This is a genomic window from Streptomyces sp. NBC_00440 (assembly GCF_036014215.1).
GTDB lineage: Bacteria > Actinomycetota > Actinomycetes > Streptomycetales > Streptomycetaceae > Streptomyces.
The window spans coordinates 7,225,136-7,248,071 of the sequence record NZ_CP107921.1 but is presented as its reverse complement, the minus strand read 5'-3'; the positions used below and the strand labels follow the sequence as shown (position 1 = coordinate 7,248,071).

At 69.1% G+C, this 22,936-nt stretch carries 27 protein-coding genes and 1 pseudogene; 12 read left to right on the top strand and 16 right to left on the bottom strand.

The window, feature by feature from the left end:
- Positions 1 to 6 precede the first annotated feature (6 nt).
- The 3 genes from OHB13_RS32335 to OHB13_RS32325 all read left to right on the top strand — a co-directional run bounded on the left by OHB13_RS32335 (position 7) and on the right by OHB13_RS32325 (position 3,306).
- Positions 7 to 1,263, top strand: a complete 1,257-nt coding sequence (locus OHB13_RS32335; protein ID WP_266851094.1) for a cytochrome P450 — start codon at positions 7 to 9, stop codon at positions 1,261 to 1,263.
- A 166-nt stretch (positions 1,264 to 1,429) separates the two neighbouring features.
- On the top strand, positions 1,430 to 2,653 hold the full coding sequence (locus tag OHB13_RS32330; protein WP_328379446.1) for a cytochrome P450: 1,224 nt from the start codon (positions 1,430 to 1,432) through the stop codon (positions 2,651 to 2,653).
- Positions 2,647 to 3,306 carry a TetR/AcrR family transcriptional regulator gene (locus OHB13_RS32325; RefSeq protein WP_443062980.1) on the top strand — a complete coding sequence of 220 codons (660 nt, stop codon included), beginning with the start codon at positions 2,647 to 2,649 and terminating at the stop codon, positions 3,304 to 3,306. The genes OHB13_RS32330 and OHB13_RS32325 overlap by 7 nt, the downstream gene beginning before the upstream one ends.
- A gap of 93 nt (positions 3,307 to 3,399) precedes the next feature.
- Here OHB13_RS32325 and OHB13_RS32320 read toward each other — a convergent pair whose 3' ends face one another.
- Both OHB13_RS32320 and OHB13_RS32315 read right to left on the bottom strand, forming a co-directional pair.
- Positions 3,400 to 3,609: a DUF397 domain-containing protein gene (locus tag OHB13_RS32320; RefSeq protein WP_266851100.1), complete on the bottom strand. Its 210-nt coding sequence runs from the start codon at positions 3,607 to 3,609 to the stop codon at positions 3,400 to 3,402.
- The gene (locus tag OHB13_RS32315) at positions 3,591 to 4,433 is read right to left on the bottom strand and encodes a helix-turn-helix domain-containing protein (RefSeq protein WP_266851102.1); all 843 of its coding nucleotides are present in this window, start codon (positions 4,431 to 4,433) and stop codon (positions 3,591 to 3,593) included. The genes OHB13_RS32320 and OHB13_RS32315 overlap by 19 nt, the downstream gene beginning before the upstream one ends.
- A gap of 262 nt (positions 4,434 to 4,695) precedes the next feature.
- On the opposite strand from OHB13_RS32315, the gene OHB13_RS32310 reads away from it, so the two are divergent.
- Complete coding sequence (locus tag OHB13_RS32310) at positions 4,696 to 4,983, top strand: hypothetical protein (RefSeq protein WP_328379444.1); 288 nt, start codon at positions 4,696 to 4,698, stop codon at positions 4,981 to 4,983.
- A gap of 62 nt (positions 4,984 to 5,045) precedes the next feature.
- Positions 5,046 to 5,234 (top strand): hypothetical protein, encoded by a 189-nt coding sequence (locus OHB13_RS32305; protein WP_266860551.1) that lies wholly within the window; start codon positions 5,046 to 5,048, stop codon positions 5,232 to 5,234.
- Positions 5,235 to 5,267: 33 nt separating this feature from the next.
- Here OHB13_RS32305 and OHB13_RS32300 read toward each other — a convergent pair whose 3' ends face one another.
- Genes OHB13_RS32300 through OHB13_RS32285 form a run of 4 tightly spaced genes read right to left on the bottom strand, consistent with a single transcriptional unit; the run spans position 5,268 to position 8,709 of the window.
- Entirely contained in the window at positions 5,268 to 5,840 is a 573-nt protein-coding gene (locus OHB13_RS32300) for a YbhB/YbcL family Raf kinase inhibitor-like protein (RefSeq protein WP_328379443.1), read from the bottom strand.
- Entirely contained in the window at positions 5,837 to 6,403 is a 567-nt protein-coding gene (locus OHB13_RS32295) for an isochorismatase family protein (protein WP_328379442.1), read from the bottom strand. Before OHB13_RS32295 ends, OHB13_RS32300 begins: the two co-directional genes overlap by 4 nt.
- Positions 6,400 to 8,238: an MFS transporter gene (locus OHB13_RS32290; protein ID WP_328379441.1), complete on the bottom strand. Its 1,839-nt coding sequence runs from the start codon at positions 8,236 to 8,238 to the stop codon at positions 6,400 to 6,402. The genes OHB13_RS32295 and OHB13_RS32290 overlap by 4 nt, the downstream gene beginning before the upstream one ends.
- A 30-nt stretch (positions 8,239 to 8,268) precedes the next feature.
- Positions 8,269 to 8,709: a MarR family winged helix-turn-helix transcriptional regulator gene (locus OHB13_RS32285; protein ID WP_328379440.1), complete on the bottom strand. Its 441-nt coding sequence runs from the start codon at positions 8,707 to 8,709 to the stop codon at positions 8,269 to 8,271.
- Between the two features lie 70 nt (positions 8,710 to 8,779).
- Between OHB13_RS32285 and OHB13_RS32280 the strand changes: the two genes are divergently transcribed.
- Positions 8,780 to 9,343, top strand: a complete 564-nt coding sequence (locus OHB13_RS32280; protein WP_328379439.1) for a hypothetical protein — start codon at positions 8,780 to 8,782, stop codon at positions 9,341 to 9,343.
- Here the strand turns inward: OHB13_RS32280 and OHB13_RS32275 are convergent.
- On the bottom strand, positions 9,330 to 9,578 hold the full coding sequence (locus tag OHB13_RS32275) for an alpha/beta fold hydrolase (RefSeq protein WP_328379438.1): 249 nt from the start codon (positions 9,576 to 9,578) through the stop codon (positions 9,330 to 9,332). The two genes, OHB13_RS32280 and OHB13_RS32275, sit on opposite strands and share 14 nt — an antisense overlap.
- 230 nt (positions 9,579 to 9,808) lie before the next feature.
- Positions 9,809 to 10,384 carry a CGNR zinc finger domain-containing protein gene (locus OHB13_RS32270; protein ID WP_328379437.1) on the bottom strand — a complete coding sequence of 192 codons (576 nt, stop codon included), beginning with the start codon at positions 10,382 to 10,384 and terminating at the stop codon, positions 9,809 to 9,811.
- A gap of 104 nt (positions 10,385 to 10,488) precedes the next feature.
- Here OHB13_RS32270 and OHB13_RS32265 point away from each other — a divergent pair, with 104 nt between their 5' ends.
- Entirely contained in the window at positions 10,489 to 11,661 is a 1,173-nt protein-coding gene (locus OHB13_RS32265; RefSeq protein ID WP_328379436.1) for an epoxide hydrolase family protein, read from the top strand.
- 107 nt (positions 11,662 to 11,768) lie between these two features.
- Positions 11,769 to 11,837, top strand: a pseudogene (locus OHB13_RS32260) (MerR family transcriptional regulator); the annotation flags it as partial.
- Between the two features lie 15 nt (positions 11,838 to 11,852).
- On the opposite strand, the gene OHB13_RS32255 reads toward OHB13_RS32260, so the two are convergent.
- Positions 11,853 to 12,446, bottom strand: a complete 594-nt coding sequence (locus OHB13_RS32255; protein ID WP_328379435.1) for a GNAT family N-acetyltransferase — start codon at positions 12,444 to 12,446, stop codon at positions 11,853 to 11,855.
- A 165-nt stretch (positions 12,447 to 12,611) separates the two neighbouring features.
- Between OHB13_RS32255 and OHB13_RS32250 the strand changes: the two genes are divergently transcribed.
- The 3 genes from OHB13_RS32250 to OHB13_RS32240 all read left to right on the top strand — a co-directional run bounded on the left by OHB13_RS32250 (position 12,612) and on the right by OHB13_RS32240 (position 14,168).
- Positions 12,612 to 13,175 (top strand): hypothetical protein, encoded by a 564-nt coding sequence (locus OHB13_RS32250; RefSeq protein ID WP_328380443.1) that lies wholly within the window; start codon positions 12,612 to 12,614, stop codon positions 13,173 to 13,175.
- The gene (locus OHB13_RS32245) at positions 13,172 to 13,522 is read left to right on the top strand and encodes a winged helix-turn-helix domain-containing protein (RefSeq protein ID WP_328379434.1); all 351 of its coding nucleotides are present in this window, start codon (positions 13,172 to 13,174) and stop codon (positions 13,520 to 13,522) included. Before OHB13_RS32250 ends, OHB13_RS32245 begins: the two co-directional genes overlap by 4 nt.
- A gap of 127 nt (positions 13,523 to 13,649) precedes the next feature.
- Entirely contained in the window at positions 13,650 to 14,168 is a 519-nt protein-coding gene (locus OHB13_RS32240) for a DUF1203 domain-containing protein (RefSeq protein ID WP_328379433.1), read from the top strand.
- 61 nt (positions 14,169 to 14,229) lie between these two features.
- Here the strand turns inward: OHB13_RS32240 and OHB13_RS32235 are convergent, their stop codons facing one another.
- Both OHB13_RS32235 and OHB13_RS32230 read right to left on the bottom strand, forming a co-directional pair.
- Positions 14,230 to 15,423 carry an MBL fold metallo-hydrolase gene (locus OHB13_RS32235; protein ID WP_266851122.1) on the bottom strand — a complete coding sequence of 398 codons (1,194 nt, stop codon included), beginning with the start codon at positions 15,421 to 15,423 and terminating at the stop codon, positions 14,230 to 14,232.
- A 160-nt stretch (positions 15,424 to 15,583) separates the two neighbouring features.
- Positions 15,584 to 16,384, bottom strand: a complete 801-nt coding sequence (locus OHB13_RS32230; protein WP_328379432.1) for an SGNH/GDSL hydrolase family protein — start codon at positions 16,382 to 16,384, stop codon at positions 15,584 to 15,586.
- 272 nt (positions 16,385 to 16,656) lie between these two features.
- On the opposite strand from OHB13_RS32230, the gene OHB13_RS32225 reads away from it, so the two are divergent.
- A complete protein-coding gene (locus tag OHB13_RS32225; protein WP_328379431.1) occupies positions 16,657 to 17,472 on the top strand; it encodes a tyrosine-protein phosphatase in 816 nt (271 codons plus the stop codon).
- Positions 17,473 to 17,498: 26 nt separating this feature from the next.
- On the opposite strand, the gene OHB13_RS32220 is transcribed toward OHB13_RS32225, so the two are convergent.
- The 5 genes from OHB13_RS32220 to hpnH all read right to left on the bottom strand — a co-directional run bounded on the left by OHB13_RS32220 (position 17,499) and on the right by hpnH (position 22,931).
- On the bottom strand, positions 17,499 to 17,678 hold the full coding sequence (locus tag OHB13_RS32220; protein WP_266851127.1) for a DUF6126 family protein: 180 nt from the start codon (positions 17,676 to 17,678) through the stop codon (positions 17,499 to 17,501).
- A 75-nt stretch (positions 17,679 to 17,753) separates the two neighbouring features.
- A complete protein-coding gene (locus tag OHB13_RS32215; RefSeq protein ID WP_328379430.1) occupies positions 17,754 to 18,320 on the bottom strand; it encodes a helix-turn-helix domain-containing protein in 567 nt (188 codons plus the stop codon).
- Positions 18,321 to 18,390: 70 nt separating this feature from the next.
- Positions 18,391 to 19,788, bottom strand: a complete 1,398-nt coding sequence (locus OHB13_RS32210) for an aspartate aminotransferase family protein (RefSeq protein WP_266851131.1) — start codon at positions 19,786 to 19,788, stop codon at positions 18,391 to 18,393.
- Positions 19,785 to 21,665, bottom strand: a complete 1,881-nt coding sequence (gene dxs, locus OHB13_RS32205; RefSeq protein ID WP_328379429.1) for a 1-deoxy-D-xylulose-5-phosphate synthase — start codon at positions 21,663 to 21,665, stop codon at positions 19,785 to 19,787. The genes OHB13_RS32210 and dxs overlap by 4 nt, the downstream gene beginning before the upstream one ends.
- Before the next feature lie 243 nt (positions 21,666 to 21,908).
- Complete coding sequence (hpnH, locus tag OHB13_RS32200) at positions 21,909 to 22,931, bottom strand: adenosyl-hopene transferase HpnH (RefSeq protein ID WP_266851135.1); 1,023 nt, start codon at positions 22,929 to 22,931, stop codon at positions 21,909 to 21,911.
- Between the last annotated feature and the right edge of the window lie 5 nt (positions 22,932 to 22,936).

Sequence of the window (22,936 nt, the reverse complement as noted above, 5' to 3'; positions counted from 1 at the left end):
TCACGCATGACCACGTGGCTGGGCCGCCGGTATCTGGCGAATATCCGCAAGAAGGGCTTCGACCTGTCCCGCGCCTCGATGCTTCCCGAGGCGACCCTCATGCCGCTGCGCCGCACCGGCCTCGACCCGGTGGCCGACCTCGGCGAACTGCGGGAGAGGGAACCGGTCAGCAAGCTGTCCGTACCGCTCGGAATGAACATCTGGCTGGTCACGGGCTACGAGGAGACCAAGGCGGTACTGGGCCGCACCAAGGGCTTCAGTAATGACTTCACCAATTTGATAGGCAGCGGCGGCGTCACCGAGGACCAGCAGCACCCCGGCGGCCTCGGTTTCTCCGACCCGCCCGTCCATACGCGTCTGCGCCGGCTGCTCACGCCGGAGTTCACCATGCGCCGGCTCGCCCGGCTCACCCCGCGCATCCACGAGATCGTCGAGGACCGGCTCGACGAGATGGCGCGGACACCGGGCCCGGTCGACCTCGTCCAGGCCTTCGCACTGCCGATCCCCTCCCTGGTCATCTGCGAACTCCTCGGCGTCCCCTACGAGGACCGGGAGGACTTCCAGCGCCTGGGCACCACCCGCTTCGACCTCTTCGCCGGGGCCGACGCCTCGTTCGGCGCGATCTCCGAATCCCTCTCCTACCTCCGCGACATCGTCAAGAAGCAGCGCGAGAACCCGGGCGACGGACTGCTCGGGATGCTGATCAAGCAGCACGGCGACGCCATCGACGACGAGGAGCTGACCGGCCTCGCCGACGGCGTGCTGACCGGCGGCCTGGAGACCACCGCCAGCATGCTCGCCCTGGGCACCCTGGTACTCCTCCAGAACCCGGACCACTTCAAGACCCTCCGCGAGGACGACGCGGCCGTGAGCCCCTTCGTGGAGGAGCTGCTCCGCTATCTCACGGTGGTCCAGGTCGCCTTCCCGCGCTTCGCCCGCGAGGACATGGAGATCGCCGGTACCCGGATCGCCGCCGGCGACATAGTGCTCTGCTCCCTCAGCGGCGCGGACCGGGACGCGTCCCTCGGCCCGCACATGGACACGTTCGACCCCACCCGCCCGACCTCGTCGCACGTCGCTTTCGGTTACGGCATCCACCGCTGCATCGGCGCCGAACTCGCCCGGATGGAACTGTGCGCGGCCTACCCGGCCCTGCTCCGACGGTTTCCGGCCATGTCGCTGGCCGTACCGGAGGAGGAGCTCGCGTTCCGCAAGTACTCCGCCGTCTTCGGTGTCGACTCCCTGCCCGTAAACCTGGGCTGACCGGCGCCGGTCGCGCGCGGTCCGGTCCCGCCGGAGCAGGGGCGGGCGGGGCCGGCGAAGGGGCGCCCTCCCTTTTAAGTCACGCGCTTGACTTATGCCGGTGGGCTCCCTTCACTGATCGCGTACGCCGGAGACGACCCGGGCACGGGATGGCGAAGGGACCGTGATGACACAGGACTTCCGCGAGGGCACGCTCAACTACCCGCTGGAGATGGCGGGCGCACTGGAACCGCCGGCGGAGTGGGCGGAGCTGCGGGACAAGTGCCCGGTGGCGGGCATCAGACTGCCCAGCGGGGACGAGGCGTCGCTGCTGACGCGCTACGACGACGTCCGGCTGGTCCTGTCCGATCCGCGCTGCACGCGCCGGATGGACGCGGACGACGCCGCCAGGATCTCGGAGAGCGATTCCGGCGGAGTCTTCAACGACTCGATGGCGGAGTCCATCAACTCCGCCGGGCAGGCCCGCTGGCGACGGATGCTGACCAAGTGGTTCACGGCGAAGCGGATGACCGCGCTGCGGCCGGGGATCGAGGCGATGACCCATCAACTGATCGACGGGATGGTCGAAGGGGCGGCCGGGGACGGCACCGCGGACCTCAAGGCGAGCGTCGGGTTCCCGCTGCCGGTCTGGGTGATCTGCGATCTCCTCGGCGTCCCGGACACCGACCGGGACCGCTTCGCCCGCTGGTCGGACATGCTGCTGAATCTGACGCGGTACGGCCAGAGCGAGATCGACGCCGCGAAGGCCGAGTTCCACGTCTATCTGGCGGAGCACCTGGAGACGAAGCGGGCCGAGCCGGGTGACGACCTGCTCAGCGCGCTGATCACGGCGGTCGACCCGGACGGCGGCCGGCTCACCGACGACCAGCTCGTCGCCACCGGACAGGCGTTGCTGGTCGCCGGTCATGAGACGACCGCCAACATGATCGGCAAGATGATGGCGATGCTGCTCGCGGACCGCGGGCGGTGGGAGCGTCTGGTCGCCGACCGCTCGCTGGTGCGTCCGGCGGTGGAGGAGGTACTGCGGTTCGACGCCAACCCCGGTTTCGGGATGCCCCGTTACGTGAACGAGGACATCGAGGTCTCCGGCACCGTACTGCCCCGTGGCACCACCGTGGTGTGCAGCATGGCCGCGGCCAACCGGGACGAGGCCGCGTTCGACGGGGCCGACGCCATGGCGCTCGACCGGCGCCCCAACGCCCACCTCGCCTTCGGCGCGGGCCCGCACTCATGCCTGGGGCAGTCGCTCGCGCGGACCGAGTTGCAGACCGTGCTGGATGTCCTGCTCGATCGACTGCCGACCCTGGAACTCGCCGTCCCGGCGGATGAGTTGCGCCGGGTCGAGGGTCTGGTCGTCGGCGGGCTCCGCGAGCTTCCGGTGCGGTGGTGACCGTGCCCGCCGCGAGAACCTCCCGCTCCCAGCGGGCCGACGGGACCAGGGAAGCCATTCTCGACGTGGCCGAGCGAATGTTCGCCGAACACGGTGTGTTCGCCGTCTCGAACCGCCAGATCAGCGAGGCGGCGGGGCAGGGCAACAACGCCGCAGTCGGCTACCACTTCGGCACGAAGACCGACCTGCTGCGTGCGATCGTCCGCAGACACAGCGAACCGATCGACACCGTGCGACGCCGCATGGTCGACGCGACCGGCGATTCGGCGGAAGTACGGGACTGGGTGGCCTGCCTGGTCCGTCCGAGCACCGAGCACCTGGCCGAGCTGACCCACCCCACGTGGTACGCGCGGTTCGGCGCACAGCTGATGACCGATCCGGTGCTGCGGGAGATGGTGATCGACGAGTCGTTCGGCCCGTCGATCCAGCGGACCCTGGACGGGCTCAACCGCTGTCTGCCCGGACTGCCGCTGCCCGTACGGATCGAGCGCGGCGACATGGCCCGCAACCTGCTGGTCCACATGCTCGCGGAACGCGAACGCGCCCTCGCCGACGGCGCCCACACAGCCCGCGCCAGCTGGCAGACGTACGCGACCGGCCTCATCGACGCGATCACCGCGATCTGGCTGGCACCTGCGACATCGGCCGACTGAGCAGCCCGCCGACCAGTGGCCATGACGAGGCAGCCCCCGCCGACCGGTGCCGGTCGGCGGGGGCTGCCTCGGTGACTCGGGGCGTGGGTGCGGTCAGGCCTTCAACTCGCCGTCGCACAGGGCAGAGACGAACGCCGACCAACCGTGCGCGGCGAACGTGAGCGCGGGGCCGTGCGGGTTCTTGCTGTCGCGTACGGGGACGATGGCGGCGAAGTCGTCGGAGACCTCGACGCACGCACCACCATCCTGATTGCTGTAGCTGCTCTTGCGCCACGTCGCGGCATTCAGGTCGACGATTCGCACGAAACTTCCTCCAACAGGCGCAGGATGTATTTTCGCGACTCAGCGGGGGACAGCGCCAGGTCGCGCACCGAATCGTACGCCTTCTGAAGTCGCACAACCGGCGCACTGTCCTCGATGAGTTCGCCCCGGTATCCGTTCTCGGTGTAGGCCACCGTCCGGCCTTCCGGCAGCAGCAGATACCACACATCGAAGCCCATCAGCGCGTGCAGACCGGCGCCCTGGGGCAGTACGTGGACGGTGATGTTGTCCCGCCCCACCGCTTCCAGCAGATATTCCAACTGCGCTCGCCACTCCGCCGCATCCCGCAGGGGCGTGCGCAGCGCAGCCTCGGAAAGAATCGTTCGGAACGTCGGCGCATCGTCTGTCCACAGCAGTTCGCGGCGCCCCATCCTTGCCTCGACCTGCTGCTCCAACTCAACTCCCTTGAGTCCACCAGCAGCCAGCACATCCCGCGCATACCCCGGCGTCTGCAACAGACCTGGCAGAACGCTCACCGCGAAATGCCACAGGCTGGTCGCATCCGACTCCAGCGCCATGTACTGCCGGTACCGCTCACGGAACTGCGTACGGTCCCTCATGGCCAGCTCCCAGAGGACGAGCAACATCCCCTGAGTGCCGAAGTAATGGTCCAATGCCTGGACCACCTCGGGCCCGCCCAGCGTCTCGCCCTTCTCCATCTTGCCGAACAACGAGTAGTCCCAGCCGAGCCGTTCACCGAGCTGCCGCAGGTTGACCCCACGCTGGGCGCGCAGTTTCCGTAACTCCTCCGCGAACCGCTGACGCGGCTCCTGGCTGCGGCTGGTGACGAGGCGTCGTTGCGGCATTGCGCTCCTTCCAGGGCGCTCCGGCCTGCCCGGAATCCGCCCCCGTACCGGTACACATACACGCGCGCCCGCCCGACCCCGCATTCCCTGTGGAACGTGTGGAACGACCCGGACCGCAGGAGAACGAGATCGCGCCATCGGTGCACCCCGGCCCAGCCGGGCGGCATTCTCGTAACACCCCCACTACGCACCGTAATTCACGGCTGGTGGGCAGGGCAGCGAAACCTCACAATCCACGGAAACCGACCGCAAGGAGCCCCCCATGCCGACGCCTCCTCCGCTCCCCCGCCGTACGCCCCACGGCGGCCCCTCCACCGACAGTCCGAAGGTCCGGGAGGCGCTCGACGCGCGCGACACGCTCGCAGCGGCTCTGACCAGTGCCGGCATCCAACTCCCCGCCATGGACGTACGCACACCCTGGTTCGAGCCCGAGCCGGAACAGGACGACATCCCGACGAGCACCCGGTACGCGCTCGTGTACCTCGGGGTGTGCTCCGCGCCGGTCGCGCTCGCGCTGGCCGCCGTCATCGCGAAGGGTGCGGGCCGGTGAACTCCACCCGGCAACCGGGCCCGGACACCGCACTCCCCCGCCCCGGAACGGCCGTTCGCGACATCGCGAGCAACCGCGTGGGCATCGTCATGGGGCACGAGGGCCCCTACCTCCAGCTCCGGCCGCTGGGCGGCGGCCGCGAGTGGGACGCCGACCCGGCGCGCGTACGCCCGGTCGGCCCGGCCGAACTGTTACAGGCCCGCGTCGCCGAGGCCAACGCCCGCAGCCGCTCCGAGCCGGGCACCGGTTGAGTGGCAGCAGTCGTCCGCAGCTTCGTCCTGGGGTCAGCGTTCGTATACGCCGGTCAGTCGGCCACGGTCGAGGACGCGTGCGGTGATGGCGGGCAGGAGGGCTCGGGGCCGTGCCCGGTCCACCGGCGTCGCTCCGGGAGCGCTGTCCACGGGGCTGGAGAGAGCGAAGAGCTGGAAGGTGTAGCGGTGCGGCCCGTGGCCCTTGATGGGCCCGGGACCGTGGTAGCCGCGCCCGATGGTGGACCGCAGCACCTGCACTCCGGTGGCTGGATTCCGTGCAGCGAGGGCGCCGGGGCCGAGGTGGTCGATTGCCGGGTCGATCAGTGCGAGGCAGTGCACGGCGGGTTTGGTGAGCGGGACGTCGATGTCTTCGACGGCCAGGAGGAGTTGGGCGGTGCCGGGTGGCGGTGCGGACCAGGCCAGGTGAGGGGAGAGATCGTCGCCGCCGATGTTCTTCGCACAGCACTCCAGCGGAAGGGTGTCGCCGTCGCCGAAGCGCTGGCTGGTGAGGGCCATCAGCTCGGGGCCCTGGAGGTTGGGCAGGTTCCACGCCGTGTGGGTCTCGCCTGCCCTGCGGTTGTTCAGGAGTCGGCCGAGCAGGGTCATCGTGTTGCCTCCACCGTGTCGATGACCTCAGCGGTGGTGGCGGTTTCGCCGAGCTTGGGGAAGACGCGCTCGATGCTGTGGCGGTGTGCGTCGGCGTCCGGGTCGCTCATGGCGTCGGTGGCCAGGACGACGTGGTAGCCGTAGTCGGAGGCCGAGCGCGCGGTCGACTCGACGCCTGAGCTGGTCGAAATGCCGGTGAGCACGACCTGGGTGACGCCCAGATCCCGCAGGAGGGTGTCGAGGCCGGTGTCGTGGAAGGCACTGCGCCGCCGCTTGGTGATCAGGTGGTCGCTCGGCCGGACATCGAGTTCGTCGACGAGATCGGCCCAGCCGTCCGGCAGTGCCGCACCGCTGCGGGACCGTCCGGCCTCGGTGCGTCCCGGCGCACGTCCGGTGACGTTGACCAGTACCACGGGCAGGTCGTGCCGCCGGAACTCGGCGGCCAGAAGGGCCGCCTGCTTGACGACGGTGGCGGCCGGTCCGTCGGTGTGGGCCCCGACGATGCCCTTCTGCAAGTCGATCACGACGAGCGCGGACAGGGGATCGATCGTTGTCAGTGTCATGTGGTGGTTTCTCCAGTGGAGGTCGGCTGGTTGCCGGGGTCGGACGGTTCGGACTGTGAAGTGGCCCCTGCCGCCGGCGCACCTGTCCGGTCGCGCGAGGGGACACCGGTGGCGGCCCCCACCGGGCCCGGGGCCCTGGCGGCGGGGCCGGTGCCGGTGCCGCGCAGGGCGGAGGCGACAGCGGCGAGGAGAGCGAGGACGGCACCGAAGGCGAACACGATGACCAGCCCGGAGTGGAAGGGCCCGGATATCAGGTTCGGGAAGAACTCACTGCCGGTCAGGTTCTGTTGCTGCGCTGCCGTCAGGTGGGACAGGGCGCCGCTGGGCTGGAGCAGATGCCGCATCGGATTGACGCCCAGTTGGGCCGCGAACAGGGACGACACCGGGGGCAGGCTGCCGACCTGGGTGGCGACGTGGGCCGATACGCCCTGCTGTTGCAGTCCGCTGGTGAGGGTGTGCGGGAGACTGCCGGCCAGCCCGGCGATCATGAGGGAGAAGAACACTCCGATGGACACAGCAGTGCCGGAGTTCTGGAAGGTGGCACGCATACCGGAGGCGACGCCGCGCAACTGCGCGGGCACGCTGCCCATGATCGAGGAGGAGTTGGGGGAGGCGAACATGCCGCTGGCTATTCCGTTGAGTGCGATCAGCACCGCGAAGATCCAGTAACTGAAGTTGATCGGCAGGAGCATCAGGCCCAGGAAGGTGGCGCCGAACAGCAACGCGCCGCCGGTGGCCAGGCCCCGGGAGCCGAACCGGTCGGAGAGGTAGCCGGAGACGGGGCCCGCGGCGAGGAACCCGGCGGTCAGCGGCAACATGAAGAGGCCGGCCCACAGTGGCGTGTCGCTGTAGTCGTAGCCGTGCAGCGGAAGCCAGATGCCCTGCAACCAGATGATCAGCACGAACTGCATCCCGCCACGGCCGATGGAGATGGCCAGGCCCGCCATATTGCCGAAGGTGAAGGCCCGTTGGCGGAAGAGGCTCAGTTGGATCATGGGCGCGGAGACCCGTTTCTCGATGGCGACGAATGCCGCCAGGAGCACCAGGCCGCCGGCGATCATCCCGTCGGCCAGCGGGTTGGTCCAGCCCATGGTGTGCCCGCCGTAGGGTTGCAGGCCGAGGGTGATCGCGATCAGGACCGCGCTGAGGCCCACTGCGAAGGTGATGTTGCCCCACCAGTCGATCCGGCCTCCGCCGCGCTTCCCGGTTTCCCGCAGGGTGCGGTAGGCCCACAGCGTGAAGAACACGCCGACGGGCACATTCACCCAGAACACCGCCCGCCAGTCCCAGGCCGACAGCAGCCCCCCGGCGACCAGGCCGATGAACATCCCGCCCAGCCCCGCGACCTGGTTGATGCCCAGCGCGAATCCGCGCTGCTCCTGGGGGAAGGCGTCGGTCAGGATCGCGGCCGAGTTCGCGGTGAGCATCGAGCCGCCGACGGCCTGCACCACTCGCCAGGCGATCAGCCACATCGCTCCGTGGCCGCCGTCGAAAGGATCGAAGGACAGCAGGACCGAGGCGAAGGTGAAGACCGCGAACCCGGAGTTGTAGATCCGCACCCGGCCGTACATGTCGCCCAGGCGGCCCACCGTGACCACCAGGACGGCCTGTACCAGCCGGTACCCCATGATCATCCACAGCAGGTAGGCGATATTGCCCGGAGCGAGCGGGTCCAGGTGCACACCACGGAAGATCGCCGGCAGGGCGATCAGCACGATGGAGCCGTCCAGCGCGGACATGAAGACCGCGGCGGTTGTGTTCGTGAGCGCCGTCCACTTGTACCGGTCGTCACCGGCCGGGCGGTTCAGGGCGCGCGTCTTGGGAGGATCTGCCATCAGCTTGCGTCCTCGCGGTTCCGTCGGGTGTCAGATGTTCTGCGCCAGCCGCTCCAACAGCGGTGCGGCCGCCGCGAGTTGCTGAAGCTCCGTATGCGTGAACGTGTCGCCGGCGAGGGCCCGGGCGATGAGTTCGGCCCGCGCGTTGCGCTTGTCCTTCAGGGCCTGCACACCGGCATCGGTCACTGTCAGCACCACACGCCGACCGTCGTCCGGGTCCGGACGGCGGTCGACCAGACCACGGGCCCGCAGCGCGCCGAGGGTCGCCCCCATGGCCTGCGCGGTGATCTGCACTTCCCTGGCCAGCGCCGACGAGGTGGTGGGGCCCGAGCGCTCCAGGTGCGACAGCGCGGTCCGCTCGGGCATCGTGAGTCCACCCTCGACCGGCACTTGCCGTACCCGCCGCACCAGCACACTGAGACTCGCCAGCAGGACTGAGGCGACTCCGTCGGGGTCCAGATCGTCATTCATATACTAAGGCTACTTTATCAACCAGCCTTAGTAAATCCGGGGTCCGGACGGCCTTGCCTACACTGGCGGCATGTCGTTGGTGTGGGTGACGGGGAACTCAGGGACTGGTAAGTCGACGGTCTGCGAGATGCTGCGAGTTCTCGGCCACGCCGCGTTCGACTCCGATGAGGGCTTCAGCCGCTGGATCGACCGAGGCACGGGCGAGGCCGTGACGGACCCTCCCTGTCCGGTTCCGGAGGGGTGGCTCGATCGATACGGGTGGGCGATCATGCGCGAGCGCGTTGAGGCCCTCGTTGAGGATTCTCGTTCCCGAGTCACGTTCCTGTGCGGTTCGGCGGAGAACGAGGCAGACGTCCGTGATCTTTTCGACCTCACCGTGTGCCTCGTGATCGACGAGGACACCCTCCGCCACCGACTCGCCACCCGCACTACCAATACGTTCGGCCGGCATCCCGAAGAGCTGGCAGCAGCCCTCAAATGGAATCCTCGGATGCGAGCGGTCTACGAGCGTCGTGGCGCGACGATCATCGACACCTCCAAGCCGGTGGCCGAGGTGGTGGAGCACGTGATCGGCGCGGCTCAGCACCTGGGTCAGCGGGAAGGCATCTGGCCGCCAACGGTCACTCAGTGTTGATGGAGCGCGTGGTCATCTCGTGCAGGTTGACGTCGATCAGGGCGATGATGGCTTCCGGCTGTTCGATGTGCGGAAGGTGACCCGCCCCGGGGATGACGTGGAGTACGCCGTTGACGAAGGCCTCGGCGTATGCCGCGCCGTACGCGGGAGTGCGGACCGCGCGACCGTGCTCGATCTGCTCCAGCGCCTCAACGCGGCAGAAGCCGCATAGACCCGACTGCCGAGCCCACCCCATGAGCCGCGAGCGCTACGTCAGCGCCAACCGCGTGTCGGGATCCTCGGCAACGGCTCCTCCCACCGCGGCGAGAAGGCCGCCGCCGTGTTGGCCAACGCGTTCCCCAACACGGTCATGGTCCGCGCCTCCCGGTGGAGCCAGGTGGAGATCCACTTCTCCATGGTGCAGCGCAAGGTCGTCTCGCCCAACGACTTCACCGTGGAGGCCACTTGGCCGTACCGAGGTCGCGATCACTCCGCCGGACTGGGGTTTCTGCGCTGGTTGGCAAGGAAGCGCGCCTTCTTCTGACGATTCCCGCACGTGTTCATGTCACACCATTTGCGGGTGCGACTCCGGCTGGTGTCGAAGAAGGCGGCTTGGCAGGTTGGCGATGCACACAGGGCCAATTTCCCGTCTCGTTCGCCTGCGACGATGCTGATCGCGTCGGCGGCGATCACGCCGAGGGCGTCTTCCACGCAGGATGCCGAGCCGAGCCGCCATCGCCGCTGCCCCTCAGGCGTCAGAACAGCCGCCGCCCGGCCCCGAGCGCTGCACTCGTTGATGACTTGGACAGCAGACGCAGGGAGAGCGTCCTGGGTCGCGGCCGCTGTCGCGGCGGCGTGAACCGACTCCCTCAGCTCCCGAGCGAGATCGAGCTGGGCGGTGGTACAGGAGTCCACGGCGAGGCCGTTCACCGCCAGCCAGTCGACGAGTCGCTGCGGCGTGGGAATGCGCTCCACAGCGTCGCCATGACGCTCCGACAGAGTCCCCGTGAAGCTGGTCGCCAACACGGTACCGAGGCGGAAGTCAGGAAATCCAGCACGCATAAGAACCACCTTAGCTGGTTGCACGCCGGCATGGAGAACTGCTAGAACCGCCTTAGCCGGTTCGCAATGGGTCGTAGCCGGTTCCGCGATGGCCAGGAGGTCTCATGCCCCGCCCGACCAGCGACGTGCAGGCGTTTGAAGCCCACGCAACTGACGCTGACCTCGACGATCTGCGCGCGCGACTGGCCGCGGCGCGACTGCCGGAGGCCGAGACGGTCCATCGCGCCGCGCCAGGCCCTCGCCGATGGGAGCAGGGCGTCCCTCTCGCCGACCTCGTCGATGTCGTGAACTACTGGCGCACCGGGTACCAGTGGCGGTCGTTCGAAGAGCGCCTTAACCGGATCGGCCAGTTCCGCACGACCATTGATGGTCTGGGAATCCACTTCCTGCATCGCCGATCCGCGCGCGCAGATGCCACTCCTCTGATCTTGACGCACGGCTGGCCGGACAGCATTGCTCGGTTCATCGACGCAGTAGACGAGCTGGCAGATCCGAAAGGCGCGGACGCGCCGGCGTTCCACGTCGTGGTCCCGTCGCTACCGGGCTTCGGTTACAGCGACAGGCCGGCCACCACCGGGTGGGGAACCGAAAAGATCGCAGCCGCATGGGTGGAACTGATGGGACGGCTCGGCTACACCAAGTTCGCGGCCCACGGCGGCGATTGGGGAGGGAACATCACCACGGTTCTCGGCGGCAGGTTCCCGGCGCACGTTCTCGGCATCCACACCACTTTCGCGGAGGCACCACCCGGGTTGACAACGGACGGGCTGACGGCGGTCGAGCGCCAATGGACCGAGGACACCCGCGATTTCTGGCGCCACCGCGCGGCGTACGCGAAGCAGCAGGCGACCCGACCGCAGACCATCGGCTACTCGCTCGTCGACTCACCGGTCGGGCTTCTTGCCTGGATCCTCGACAAGTTCGCCGAGTGGTCAGACACCGAAGACAGCCCGTTCGAGACGATTTCCATAGACCGCGTTCTCGACGACGTCACCCTGTACTGGCTGACGCGGACCGGCGCATCGGCGGCCCGCATCTACTACGAAAGCCACAACTCGCTGGACCCCGGACTACGGGTCGACGTCCCGTCAGCAATCACTATGTATCCCCGTGACATCGAGAAGTGTCCACGCCCCTGGGCGCAGGAGCGGTACCGGCAGATCGTCCGATGGAGGTCGCCCGAAAACGGTGGACATTTTCCGTCGCTGGAGGTTCCCGACTATTTCGTCAAAGATCTGCAAGAGGGCCTCGCGGCAGTGCTGGCAGCCCATAGGTGAACGTGGTCGGACAGGGCGTGGCGAAGTGAGCGTGGAGCATGTCGAGGCCCGCCGCCCCACAGCGTCGGATCAGCTCGAAGTGCGGCTGTTCGGCTCGGCCGGCGGACAGCGGCTATCGCTACTACACCGCCACCCAGCTCGCCCGCCTCAACCGGATCATCGCGCTCAAGGACCTCGCGGAGATGTACGCCCTATCCGCGCGAAACTTGCCCGGACGGCGCCGAAATCGGCACGGCCGACGGCTGCCACTCCCGCTTGATCAACCCGAACACCCACGAGTCGGATACCTCGCCGTTCACGACGCAGTCTTCCCGCAACGTCCCTTCCCGTACGAATCCGATCTTCTCCAGGACTCGGGCAGATGCCACGTTGCGCGTATCGGTCTCGGCCTGAACTCGATTCAGGTCCAGTGTGTCGAATGCCCAACGCAGCAAGGCGTGCGCGGTCTCCGTCGCGTAGCCGTGGCCCCACATCGCATCGCCGAGGCAGTAGCCCAACGACGCGCTGCGGTAGTCCGGGTTCCATCGGGTCAGACCGCACCAGCCCACGAAGGCCCCATCAGAAGCACGGTCGATGGCCACCCGGGCCCCGGTGCCTTCGTCCGCCATCGTCCGGCACTTCGCGATGAAGCGCTCCGCACGGTCCCGGTCGTTCCACGGCGCGGAGTCCCAGTAGCGCAGCACGTGGGCGCTGCTGTGCAGCGCGAAGAGGGAGTCCGCGTCGGCGTCGGTGAAGGGGCGCAGTCGCAGGCGAGCGGTGTGCAGTACGGGAGTGGCCAAAGTCATGCGCACCATGGTGCGTCCTCATGGGGCGGGCCGAACACCGAATATCCCGGTCCGGTCCTCACCGCCACGGCGCAGCCTGCCAGCAGATCGTCAGCGCACGGACCTCCGGCGCTCCCCGCCCAGCGGGAGCGCAAGTACTTTCCATCCTGGAAAGTATGTGGCACGATGGCAAGCGACAGCCCGATCGTGTGCCCCAGGAAGGTCCGTGTGCTCATGCCGCCGCAGGAGAACGAGTCCGTACGTCTCAAGTCGACCGTCGGCTCGGTGGAGTACGCCGCGGACGCCCTGCGTGACGTGGAGACGGCACAGGAGCGGGCCCGCCTCAAGGCCGGCCTCCTCCCGGCCTGGTACGGACCGGCAGCGGCCGTGGCCGTGATAGTGCCGAGCGCGGTCCGGGCCTGGAGCGACGGCAAGGGCGGTCAGGCAACTCTGGTGGCGCTTCTGGTGGCGGTTCTGGCGGTCGTCGTCATCGCCCTGCTCGTACGGGCAGCGCGCAGGGGAGCCGGGGTTCTGATCGACCGGTCCTGGCCCGCACGTCTGTGGCGGAGCCGGGTCGCGCTGCCGGCCGTCTTCGTGGCGGGCGCCCTGGCCGGGGGGCTGTGCTGGTTCCTCGGAGCGAGCCAGGGCACGGCGCAGCTCACGGCGTTCGTCGTGTTCGGGATCGGTGTGTGGGTGACGTGCCTGGTCCGGAACGCGATGATCAGGCGGACCCTGGCGGAGTTGGCGTGACCGGCGCTCCACCGGGCCAGGGGCGGCCGGCGCTGGACGAGACGATCCAGCATCCGACCCGGCTGGCCGTCGCCGCGTTCCTCTCCGCGTGCGACGAGGCCGAGTTCGCCGCCGTACGCGACGGCTGTCAGGTGTCCGACTCGGTCCTCAGCAAGACCGCTTCCGCGCTGGAGGCAGCCGGATATCTGGACATCCGCAAGGGCCATGTGGGCAAGCGGCCCCGGACCTGGCTGTCCCTCTCCCCCGTCGGCCGGCAGGCCCTGGACGACCACCTCACCGCGCTCCAGGACATCGTGGCCGCGGCCCGGCAGGCCAGCACCCGCGAGCAGGCCGGGCAGAGCGGCTGAGCGGCTGAGCAGCTGAGCGGCTGAGCGGCTGAGCGGCCGGATGCCCGGGTCCTGTCGTTCGGATCGTGTCGGCCTCGGCGTCAGAATCCCGCCAGCGCCTTCGGGGCGCGCCGCCGAGAGTGGAGCCATGACCGCCTTCGCAGCTCTTCCCATTCCGCCCGCCGCCCTGCGGGAACTCCGCGTCTCCGACGACTCGGGCCGGCCCCTGCGGCCGTACACCGCCCGTGAGGACGGCATTCCCGTCGACTCCGTGGGCAGCCCGCTGCGCTGCTGTCTGCGGGCCGTCGAGCCCGGCGAGCGGGTGGCTCTTGTCTCGTACGCACCCCTGCGGCGGTGGGCGGCTGCGACGGGCGCCGCCCCAGGGGCGTACGACGAAGCGGGGCCGGTGTTCATCCACGCCGACGAGTGCGAGGGTCCGCGCGACGCCCACGGCTACCCCTTCGCACGTCCCGGGGCGCAGCGCACCATCCGGCGCTACAACGCCGAGGGGCACATCATCGGCGGCCGTCTCTTCGAAATCCCCGAGGACGCCGGGGCCGGTTTCGACCGGGCCTTCGACGATGCGTTCGCGATCCCGGAGGTGGCGATGGTGCACGTACGCGCCGTGGAATACGGCTGCTTCCAGTTCGCGGTACGGCGGCCGTAGGGCGCACTCGGCCCCCGCTCACCGGCGGGCTCTCGCCGGGCGGTGAGCAGGGGCCCAGTGCTCAGGTGTGCTGCTCCTCCGCGAGGCCGAGTCCGCTCCGGTCGGCCGGGGCGGTGTCCGGTTCCACGGTGGCGCGCCACGGGTGGGCGACCGGCGGGGACACCGCCCGCCACCACGGCTCGGACGGGATCTTGCCGGTGGGCTCGAAGGGTTCCCCGGCCCTGGGCAGCGCCACTGCCTGCCCGGCCTCCCCCGCGGCGTCCCGCGTCCACTCGCCGGGCTCCGCCCACGGGTGCGTGGCGAGGTTGAAGGTGCCCCAGTGGATGGGCAGCAGCACACCACCGGGCTTACCGCCCTGGAGATCCAGATGGGCCCGCACGCCTTCGGCCGGGGTCATGTGGATGTCGGGCCAGTACTCCGAATAAGCGCCGATCTGGATCATCGTGGCGTCGAAGGGGCCGTGCGCGGCGCCGATGTCCACGAATCCGGGGAAGTACCCGGTGTCACCGCTGTGGTAGATCCGGTGCTCGGGTCCGGCGACGGCCCAGGACGCCCAGAGCGTGTGCTGCTGGTTGCGCAGCCCCCGGCCGCAGAAGTGCCTGGCCGGCGTGGCGGTCAGCCGGATGCCTGCCACTTCCGCGGTCTCGTTCCAGTCCAGCTCGCGCAGCCGGGCCGCGGGCACGCCCCAGCGCTCCAGGTGGGCGCCCACGCCGAGCGGTACGGCGAAGACCGTGTCGGTTCCGGCGAGTGCCTTGATGGTGGGGAGGTCCAGGTGGTCGTAGTGGTCGTGCGAGATCACCACGGTGTCGACGGGCCCCAGAGCGGCGAGCGGCAGCGGCACCGGGTGCAGCCGCTTCGGCCCCGCGAACGAGAACGGTGAGCAGCGCTTGCCCCAGACCGGATCGAACAGCACCCGCCGGCCGTCGATCTCGGCGAGCACGGTGGAGTGACCCATCCAGGTGAGCCGCAGCCCCGAGGCCGGTGGCTTCGCGAGGTCGGCGACCGTGGTCGCGTGGACGGGCACAGTGCCTTCGGGGGACCTGAGGGCCCGCTCCTCCTTGCGGAAGTAGACCTTCGCGAACTCGGTCATGGAGCCGGCCGGCCGGGTCCTGGCGCCCACCGGGTTCTGGAACACGCCGTCGGCGAAGTTCGGTGAGCGGCGGATACGCGCCATCCGCTCTCCGGCCGGGTCCGCACCGAAGCTCTCCGGCCGCAGCGCGCGGAGCCGGGGCGACAGAGAACGGGAATCGGGCACGAGGACCTCCAGGTGTGCGATGTCGATCCATTATGTGCGGCGAGCACGACGCTTATGTGCGGCGGGCACGACCGTGGAGGAACGGCCCCGTGAACGGTCGCTGCCGCCGCCGGGGCACGGATCTGTCCCGCCGGATCCGTGCCGGGCCTGCGGACCCGCGTCAGAGCGGCAGCAGGTCGGGGCGCTTGGCCTCCACATGGTCGCCGGACGACTCGCCGCGGAGCCTGCGGCCTATCCACGGCACCAGGTGTTCACGGGCCCAGTGGATGTTGTCGCGCCGTACCTCGGCCGAGCCGCGCGGCGGCTCCGGGGGCCACGGCTGGTCCGGGTCCGCGGGTACGTCGAGACCGAGCACCTGCGCGGCCCGCAGCGCGACACGCGTGTGGCCCTCGGGCGACAGGTGCAGCCGGTCGTCGTCCCAGGCGCGCCTGTCCTGGATGGTCTTGAGGGACCACAGGTCGAGCACCGGGGCGCCGTGCCGGGCGGCGATGACCCGCACGTGCTCGTTGTACGTGGCGATCTTGCCGCGCAGATGGCGCAGGACCGGCACACCGCGGGTGTCGAACCCGGTGGTCACCATGACGGTGCCGACCGAGCCGGTCAGATCGACGAGCGCCCGCTCGAAGCGCTCGGCCGCGTCGTCCGGGTCGGAGCCCGGCCGGATGATGTCGTTGCCGCCCGCCGAGAAGCTGACCAGGTCGGGGGCGAGCTCCTTGGCCCGCGGGACCTGCTCCTCGACGATCTGGTCGAGGAGGCGTCCGCGCACCGCGAGGTTCGCGTAACGGAAGGTGTGTTCGGGGACGCGGTCGTCCAGGAGTACGGCGAGCCGGTCGGCCCAGCCGACGAACTTCCCGTCGGGTCCGGGGTCTCCGACTCCCTCGGTGAAGCTGTCGCCGATCGCCGCGTACGACCCGATGATGTCTCTGTTCTTGATTGCCGAAATTGCCGAATCGTCTGCCACAACGGCCAATCCTGCACCTCGCGATGTGACCTACGCGACCGTATTAAGGGGGTGACGGGCCGTGAGAAAGGCCACCTGGGCAGTTTGTCTAAAGACGGAATAAGGCAAGCGTCCGCGCTTCTCCGGGGCACGATGCCTGCATGGCGCACCGATGTCGTATCGTCAAAAATCCAGGGCCGTTACGACACGGCCGGACGGCCGGTGCCACGGCACTGGTCCACCACGCGCCGACGGCGGCGACCAGCCGCGCCGGCAGGACACCGAGGAGCCCCGTGACGCAGCAACTTCCGCAGGTCCCGTCGGCAGAACCCGAGCTTGCCGGAGTCCGCAATTTCCGCGATGTGGGCGGACTGCCGACCGTGGACGGACGGCGGGTGCGACAGGGCAGGCTGTTCCGCAGCGGTCACCTCGCGCACGCGACCGCCGAGGACGCGGCTTTCCTGTCCTCACTCGGGCTCCACACGATCTTCGACTTCCGCAACGCCTCCGACGTGGCCCTGGACGGACGGGACGTCGAGCTGGCGGGCGTCCGCAATGTCAACATCCCGCTGACGGACCCGGCGGACGGTTCCGAGTTCTGGCGCATGGTCAGCGACGGCGATCTGGACCAGCTGCGCCAGGTCCTCTCCGATGACCGGGCCGCGGGCCGGATGGCCAGTTCGTACCGGTCGATCATCACCACCAGGACCGCCGAGCACAGCCGAGTGCTGCACGCTCTCGCCGAGGACAGCGTGCCTGCCCTGATGCACTGTGCGGCGGGCAAGGACCGGGCGGGACTCTCGATAGCGGTGACGCTGCTCGCGGTGGGGGTGGAGCGCGACGCCGTCGAGGCGGACTACCTCAAGTCGAACGACCCCCGGCGGCGCTACCTGTACAAGCGCAGTGACAAGTCGCCCGACGCGAACTCCGACGAGGTCATGCGGCTGCTGAGCCCGCTCTTCGAGGCCCGCGCCGAGTATCTGGAGATGGCCTTCGCGGCCATCGACGAGACGTGGGGCACCACCGGCCGCTATCTCACCGAGGGTCTGAAGCTCAGCCCGGAGACGCGCGAGAAGCTGCGCGCGCGGCTGCTCGAAGACGCCGCCTGAGCCACCGGGCGAGGACGGCCGGACGGCTACTGCTGACCGCCGAGCGTGAACAGCAGATAGAGGAAACCGGCGAAGAGGTGGCCCGCCACCAGATAGGCGAAGAGCCGGATGACGAGCCCCCGGGGGAACTTCTTCTCCTCGCTCGACTTCTCCGGGTGCGCGCTCTCGCGATGCGGCTTCTCCGGGTCTGTTTCTGTTTCCGGCATGGTCGGCCTCTCTTCGGAACGGATCGCGTGCAGGACCGGGCTCAGTGCGGCTCAGGGCTCAGTGCAGGACCGGGCTCAGTGCAGGTCGGGGCTCTGCAGCAGGGTGTGCATGAAGAGCAGCTCGGTCCCGCCTCGGGTCGCCGCGGCGATCCGGTGCGGGGTGAGCGAGTCGAAGTGGGCGCTGTCCCCGGGGTCGAGGTCGTGCGCCGCGTCCCCCAGGGTCAGCCGCAGCTTGCCGCTGAGGACGTAGATCCACTCCTCGCCGGGATGGACCCGGACGAGCTCGCCCTGCGCCCCGTACGGCACTTCCACGCGCAGGGCCTGCATCGCCCGGCCCGGGGAGCCCGCCGTGTGGTACGTCCAGCCGTCGGCCTCGACGGAGTCCCGGCGGTCGCCCCGGATGATCGGGTCCCGCTCGGGCGGCACCTCGCCGAGCAGCTCGGAGACCGACGTACCGTAGATGCGGGCCAGCGAGAGCAGCATGGGCAGCGACGGCTGCCGTGCTCCGGTCTCCAGCCGGGAGAGGTGCGCCGGGGAGAGACCGGCCCTGCGGGCGGCGGCCTCCAGCGTGAGCCGTCCGCGCCGGCGCAGTTCGCGCAGGCGCGGGGCGACATCGGGCAGATCCTCCGCTGGGGTGCTCATACCCACCATTGGGACAGCAGAATGCCTCAGAGGCAACTTTCTTGCCTCTGAGGCAAAAAGCCGTCGGCCCTCAGCGGTTGGCGACCGCCTGCTTCACCAGGGTCCGCCCGAAGTCCCACATGAGTCCGCCACCGCCGTGCGCGTCGTCCATGACAGCGGTGAACGCCTCGACGAAACGGTCCACGTCCGCCTCACCGATGACCAGCGGCGGGATCAGTTTGATCACTTCCAGATGGTCCCCGGAGACCTGGGTGAGGATGCGGTGCTTCTGGAGCAGCGGTACGACGACCATCTGCGCGAAGAGCCCCTTGCGGGCCGCCTGGAGCATGGTCCACCGGCTGCGGAGCTTCAGCGACGTGGGGCGGCCGAACTCGATGCCGATCATCAGCCCCCGGCCGCGTACGTCGTGGAGCAGCTCGTAGCGGGGAATCAGCGCGGCCAGCCGGGACTTCAGCAGCTCGCCGGTCGTGCGGGCGTGGGCGACGGTCTCCTCGTCCTCCATCACCGAGAGTACGGCGAGCCCGGCGGCCATCGCCTGGGCGTTGGAGCCGAAGCTCGCCGAGTGGACCAGCACCCGGTCCATGGACGAGTAGACCTTCTTGAAGATCCAGTCCTTGCCCAGGGTCGCGCTGACCGGTACGTACCCGCCGGAGAGCGACTTGGCCACACAGACCAGGTCCGGTTCGACGCCCTCCTCGTGCTGGTAGGCGTAGAAGTCACCGGTCCGCCCGAGTCCCGTCTGCACCTCGTCGGCGATCAGCAGGGCCTTGTGCCGGTGCAGCAGCTCCTGGGCCGCCCGCAGGAAGCCGGGCGGGGACTCCAGGACCCCCTTGCCCTGGATCGGCTCGACGACGAAGCCCGCCACGTCCCCGCGCTTCAACTCGCGTTCCAGCGCGGCCAGATCGCCCATGCTGATCGCCGTATCGGGCAGCAGCGGTGCGAATCCGTCCCGGAAGCCGTCCTCGCCGTTCACCGAGAGCGAGCCGGTCGTCAGCCCGTGGAAGGCGTGCGAGCAGTAGAGGATCCTGGGCTTACCTGTGGCGTACCTGGCGAACTTCAGCGCCGTCTCGACGGCTTCCGTACCGCTGTTGCCGAAGAACACCCGGTCCAGGTGCGGCGAGTGGGCCAGCAGCTTCTCGGCGAGCAGGCCGGGCAGCGGCTGGCAGTCGAAGCGGGTCAGGTCGGCGAGCGAGGCGTCCAGGACGTCGTGCAGCGCCTTGCGGACGACCGGATGGTGCCGGCCGAGCCCCATGACCCCGAAGCCCGCGAGCATGTCGAGGTAGTCGTTGCCGTCCGCGTCCCAGAAGTGGGCGCCCTCGGCACGCTCGTAGACGTTGTCGAAGCCGATGGTGTGCAGCATTCTCGGCAGCTGGTGGTTGAGGTACCGGGTGTGCAGCTCGTAGCGCTCGGCACCTCGTTCGGCCAGCAGGGTCGTCAGGTCGAAACCCTTGGGTGCGCCTTCCGTCATTCCGTCTTCTCCTTGGCTTTCAGGGCGGCGCTGATCCGTCCTGCGATCTCGACGGGCGTGAGCCCGATGTCGGCCAGCACTTCGGCACGTTTGGCGTGCGGGAGGAACTGCTCGGGGATTCCGAAGGTCCGCAGCGGTACGTCGACCCCGGCGTCCCGCAGCGCCTGACCGACCGCCGAACCCACGCCGCCGCTGCGGCTGTTGTCCTCGGCGACCGCGACCAGCCGGTGTCCGGCGGCGAGTTCGGGGAGTTCGGCGTCCACCGGTTTGACCCAGCGCGGGTCGACGACCGTACAGCCGACGCCGCCGCCTTCGAGGAGTTCGGCCGCCTGCAGGCAGACCGGGGCGAGCACCCCGACGGCGACCAGCAGCACCTGAGGCCGGTCCGCCCGGTGCAGTACGTCCATACCGCCGACCCGGCCGACCGCCGGGAGCGGCTCGCCCACCGACTCCTTGGGGAAGCGCAGTACGGTCGGCGCGTCGTCCACGTCGACCGCCTCCCGCAGCTGGGCGCGGAGCTGGTCGGCGTCCCGGGGCGCGGCTATCCGCAGTCCCGGTACGGCCTGGAGGACGGACATGTCCCACATGCCGTTGTGCGAGGGCCCGTCGACGCCGGTGACCCCGGCCCGGTCGAGGACGAACGTCACCCCGCACCGGTGCAGGGCCACGTCCATCAGGAGCTGGTCGAGTGCCCGGTTGAGGAAGGTCGCGTACACGGCGACCACCGGGTGCAGACCCCCGGTGGCGAGTCCGGCGGCCGAGACCGCCGCGTGCTGTTCGGCGATCCCGACGTCCCAGACGCGGTCGGGGAAGCGCTCGGCGAACTCGGTGAGGCCGACCGGGTGCAGCATCGCCGCCGTGATGGCGACGACATCGGGGCGTTCGGCTCCGATCGCGGCGATCTCGGCGCCGAACACCGAGGTCCAGGAGGGTCCGCCGGGCGGGGCGAGCGGGGCGCAGGTCAGCGGGTCCATGACGCTGACGGTGTGGAAGCGGTCCGCTTCGTCCTCCAGCGCGGGCCGGTAGCCGCGCCCCTTCTCGGTGAGGCAGTGCACGAGCACAGGACCGTGGAAGCGCTTGGCCCGGTTCAGTGCCGACTGCACGGCCGTCAGGTCGTGCCCGTCGACCGGGCCGACGTACTTCAGCCCCAGGTCCTCGAACATGCCCTGCGGTGCGAAGGCGTCCTTGAACCCCTTCTTCGCGCCGTGCAGCGACTCGTACAGCGGCTGTCCCACGACGGGGGCCGCCCGGAGCATGTCCTTGCCCCAGGCGAGGGCCCGCTCGTAGCCGTCGGTCGTGCGGAGGGTGGCGAAGTGGTTGGCCAGGCCGCCGATCGTCGGGCCGTACGAGCGGCCGTTGTCGTTCACGACGATGATCAGCGGGCGGTCCCTGGCGGCCGCGATGTTGTTGAGCGCCTCCCAGGCCATGCCGCCGGTGAGCGCGCCGTCACCGATCACGGCGACCACATGGCCGGTCCTGCCGAGCACCTCGTTGGCCTTGGCGAGGCCGTCGGCCCAGCCCAGCACCGTGGAGGCGTGCGAGTTCTCGATGACGTCGTGCTCGGACTCCTCGCGGGAGGGGTAGCCGGAGAGGCCGCCCTTGCTGCGCAGTTTGGAGAAGTCCTGCCGGCCGGTGAGCAGCTTGTGCACATAGCTCTGGTGGCCGGTGTCCCACAGGATGCGGTCGACGGGTGAGTCGAAGACCCGGTGCAGCGCGACGGCGAGTTCGACCACCCCCAGGTTCGGCCCCAGGTGTCCCCCGGTCCTGGCTACCGCCTGGATCAGGAACTCCCTTATTTCTACGGCCAGTTCACCGAGTTCCGCCTCGGCGAGCGCCTTCAGGTCGTGCGGTCCCCGGATATTCTCCAAGATCGACACGCTTGGGCCCCCTCTCGGATTTTGTATCGCTCACACATCCGGTGCCGGTCGGTGACGGAGCCGGCGCCCGGGTCATCGACAGCACCGGAACCGGCGCGTACGCGCCTGAGAGCCTTTCGGCCGGCCTCTGATCGGGCGATCGAAGGTCACCCGAAAGGCTCTACGGCCGCCGGCCCGACCTGGACAGGTCGGGCCGGCGGCTCGGGGAGCCCGGGTGCGGCAGGCTCTCCTGCGACCGTCACGTCACCCGCGGTTTCCTGAAACCGTCTCGCGGGCGGCCCGGATGGTCTCCTTGAGGGAGCTCATCGTGGCGAGTACGGCAGTCGGCTCGTAACCGCAGTGCGCCATGCAGTTGGCACAGCGGTCGTCCTTGCCCCGGCCGTACTTGTCCCAGTCGGTCTTCTCGACCAGCTCCTTGTACGTGGGGACATACCCGTCGTTCATCAGATAGCAGGGGCGCTGCCAGCCGAAGAGCGAGTAGTTGGGAATGGCCCACGCGGTGCAGGGGAAGTCCACCTTGCCTTCCAGGAAGTCCAGGAAGAGCGGCGAGTGGTTCAGGCGCCAGCGGCCCCTGTTCCCGCCGGCGAAGGACTTCTTGAAGAGTTCCCGGGTCTGCTCGACCCCCAGGAAGTGCTCCTGGTCCGGGGCCTTCTCGTAGGCATAGGCGGGCGAGATCATCATCTCGTCCACCTCCAGATCGTCATTGAGGTAGTTGAGCACCTCGATGATGTTCTGCGGGGTGTCCGTGTTGAAGAAGGTGGAGTTGGTCGTGACGCGGAAACCGCGCCTCTTGGCCTCCTTGATCGCCTCCACGGCTTCGTCGAACACTCCCTCCTTCGCCACCGACTCGTCGTGCCGCTCGCGCAGCCCGTCGATGTGCACGGTGAACGCGAAGTAGGGCGAAGGCGTGAACTTGTCCATCTTCTTGCGCATCAGCATCGCGTTGGTGCAAAGGAAGACATATTTCTTCTTTGCCACCAGCTGGCGCACGATTTCATGGATCTGCGGGTGCATGAGGGGCTCACCACCCGCGATGGAAACCATCGGAGCACCCGATTCAAGGACGGCCCCCACTGCCTGCGCCACCGGCATGCGCTGCTTGAGCACTCCCGCCGGATGCTGGATCTTCCCGCAGCCCTCACATGCGAGGTTGCACGCGAAGAGCGGCTCCAGCTCGACGATCAACGGGAACTTCTCACGCTTGCGGAGCTTCTGTTCGAAGAGATACGTCCCGACCCTGATGGTCTGACGGAGCGGCATGGCCATCTAGC

Excerpts from the sequence above, each read along its gene's own strand:
- OHB13_RS32335 (WP_266851094.1), top strand. The coding sequence starts at position 7 with ATGACCACGTGGCTGGGCCGCCGGTATCTGGCGAATATCCGCAAGAAG.
- OHB13_RS32330 (WP_328379446.1), top strand. The coding sequence starts at position 1,430 with ATGACACAGGACTTCCGCGAGGGCACGCTCAACTACCCGCTGGAGATG.
- OHB13_RS32315 (WP_266851102.1), bottom strand. The coding sequence starts at position 4,433 with ATGCCGCAACGACGCCTCGTCACCAGCCGCAGCCAGGAGCCGCGTCAG.
- OHB13_RS32310 (WP_328379444.1), top strand. The coding sequence starts at position 4,696 with ATGCCGACGCCTCCTCCGCTCCCCCGCCGTACGCCCCACGGCGGCCCC.
- OHB13_RS32300 (WP_328379443.1), bottom strand. The coding sequence starts at position 5,840 with ATGACCCTGCTCGGCCGACTCCTGAACAACCGCAGGGCAGGCGAGACC.
- OHB13_RS32295 (WP_328379442.1), bottom strand. The coding sequence starts at position 6,403 with ATGACACTGACAACGATCGATCCCCTGTCCGCGCTCGTCGTGATCGAC.
- OHB13_RS32290 (WP_328379441.1), bottom strand. The coding sequence starts at position 8,238 with ATGGCAGATCCTCCCAAGACGCGCGCCCTGAACCGCCCGGCCGGTGAC.
- OHB13_RS32285 (WP_328379440.1), bottom strand. The coding sequence starts at position 8,709 with ATGAATGACGATCTGGACCCCGACGGAGTCGCCTCAGTCCTGCTGGCG.
- OHB13_RS32280 (WP_328379439.1), top strand. The coding sequence starts at position 8,780 with ATGTCGTTGGTGTGGGTGACGGGGAACTCAGGGACTGGTAAGTCGACG.
- OHB13_RS32275 (WP_328379438.1), bottom strand. The coding sequence starts at position 9,578 with ATGGGGTGGGCTCGGCAGTCGGGTCTATGCGGCTTCTGCCGCGTTGAG.
- OHB13_RS32270 (WP_328379437.1), bottom strand. The coding sequence starts at position 10,384 with ATGCGTGCTGGATTTCCTGACTTCCGCCTCGGTACCGTGTTGGCGACC.
- OHB13_RS32265 (WP_328379436.1), top strand. The coding sequence starts at position 10,489 with ATGCCCCGCCCGACCAGCGACGTGCAGGCGTTTGAAGCCCACGCAACT.
- OHB13_RS32255 (WP_328379435.1), bottom strand. The coding sequence starts at position 12,446 with ATGACTTTGGCCACTCCCGTACTGCACACCGCTCGCCTGCGACTGCGC.
- OHB13_RS32250 (WP_328380443.1), top strand. The coding sequence starts at position 12,612 with ATGGCAAGCGACAGCCCGATCGTGTGCCCCAGGAAGGTCCGTGTGCTC.
- OHB13_RS32240 (WP_328379433.1), top strand. The coding sequence starts at position 13,650 with ATGACCGCCTTCGCAGCTCTTCCCATTCCGCCCGCCGCCCTGCGGGAA.
- OHB13_RS32220 (WP_266851127.1), bottom strand. The coding sequence starts at position 17,678 with ATGCCGGAAACAGAAACAGACCCGGAGAAGCCGCATCGCGAGAGCGCG.
- OHB13_RS32215 (WP_328379430.1), bottom strand. The coding sequence starts at position 18,320 with ATGAGCACCCCAGCGGAGGATCTGCCCGATGTCGCCCCGCGCCTGCGC.
- OHB13_RS32210 (WP_266851131.1), bottom strand. The coding sequence starts at position 19,788 with ATGACGGAAGGCGCACCCAAGGGTTTCGACCTGACGACCCTGCTGGCC.
- hpnH (WP_266851135.1), bottom strand. The coding sequence starts at position 22,931 with ATGGCCATGCCGCTCCGTCAGACCATCAGGGTCGGGACGTATCTCTTC.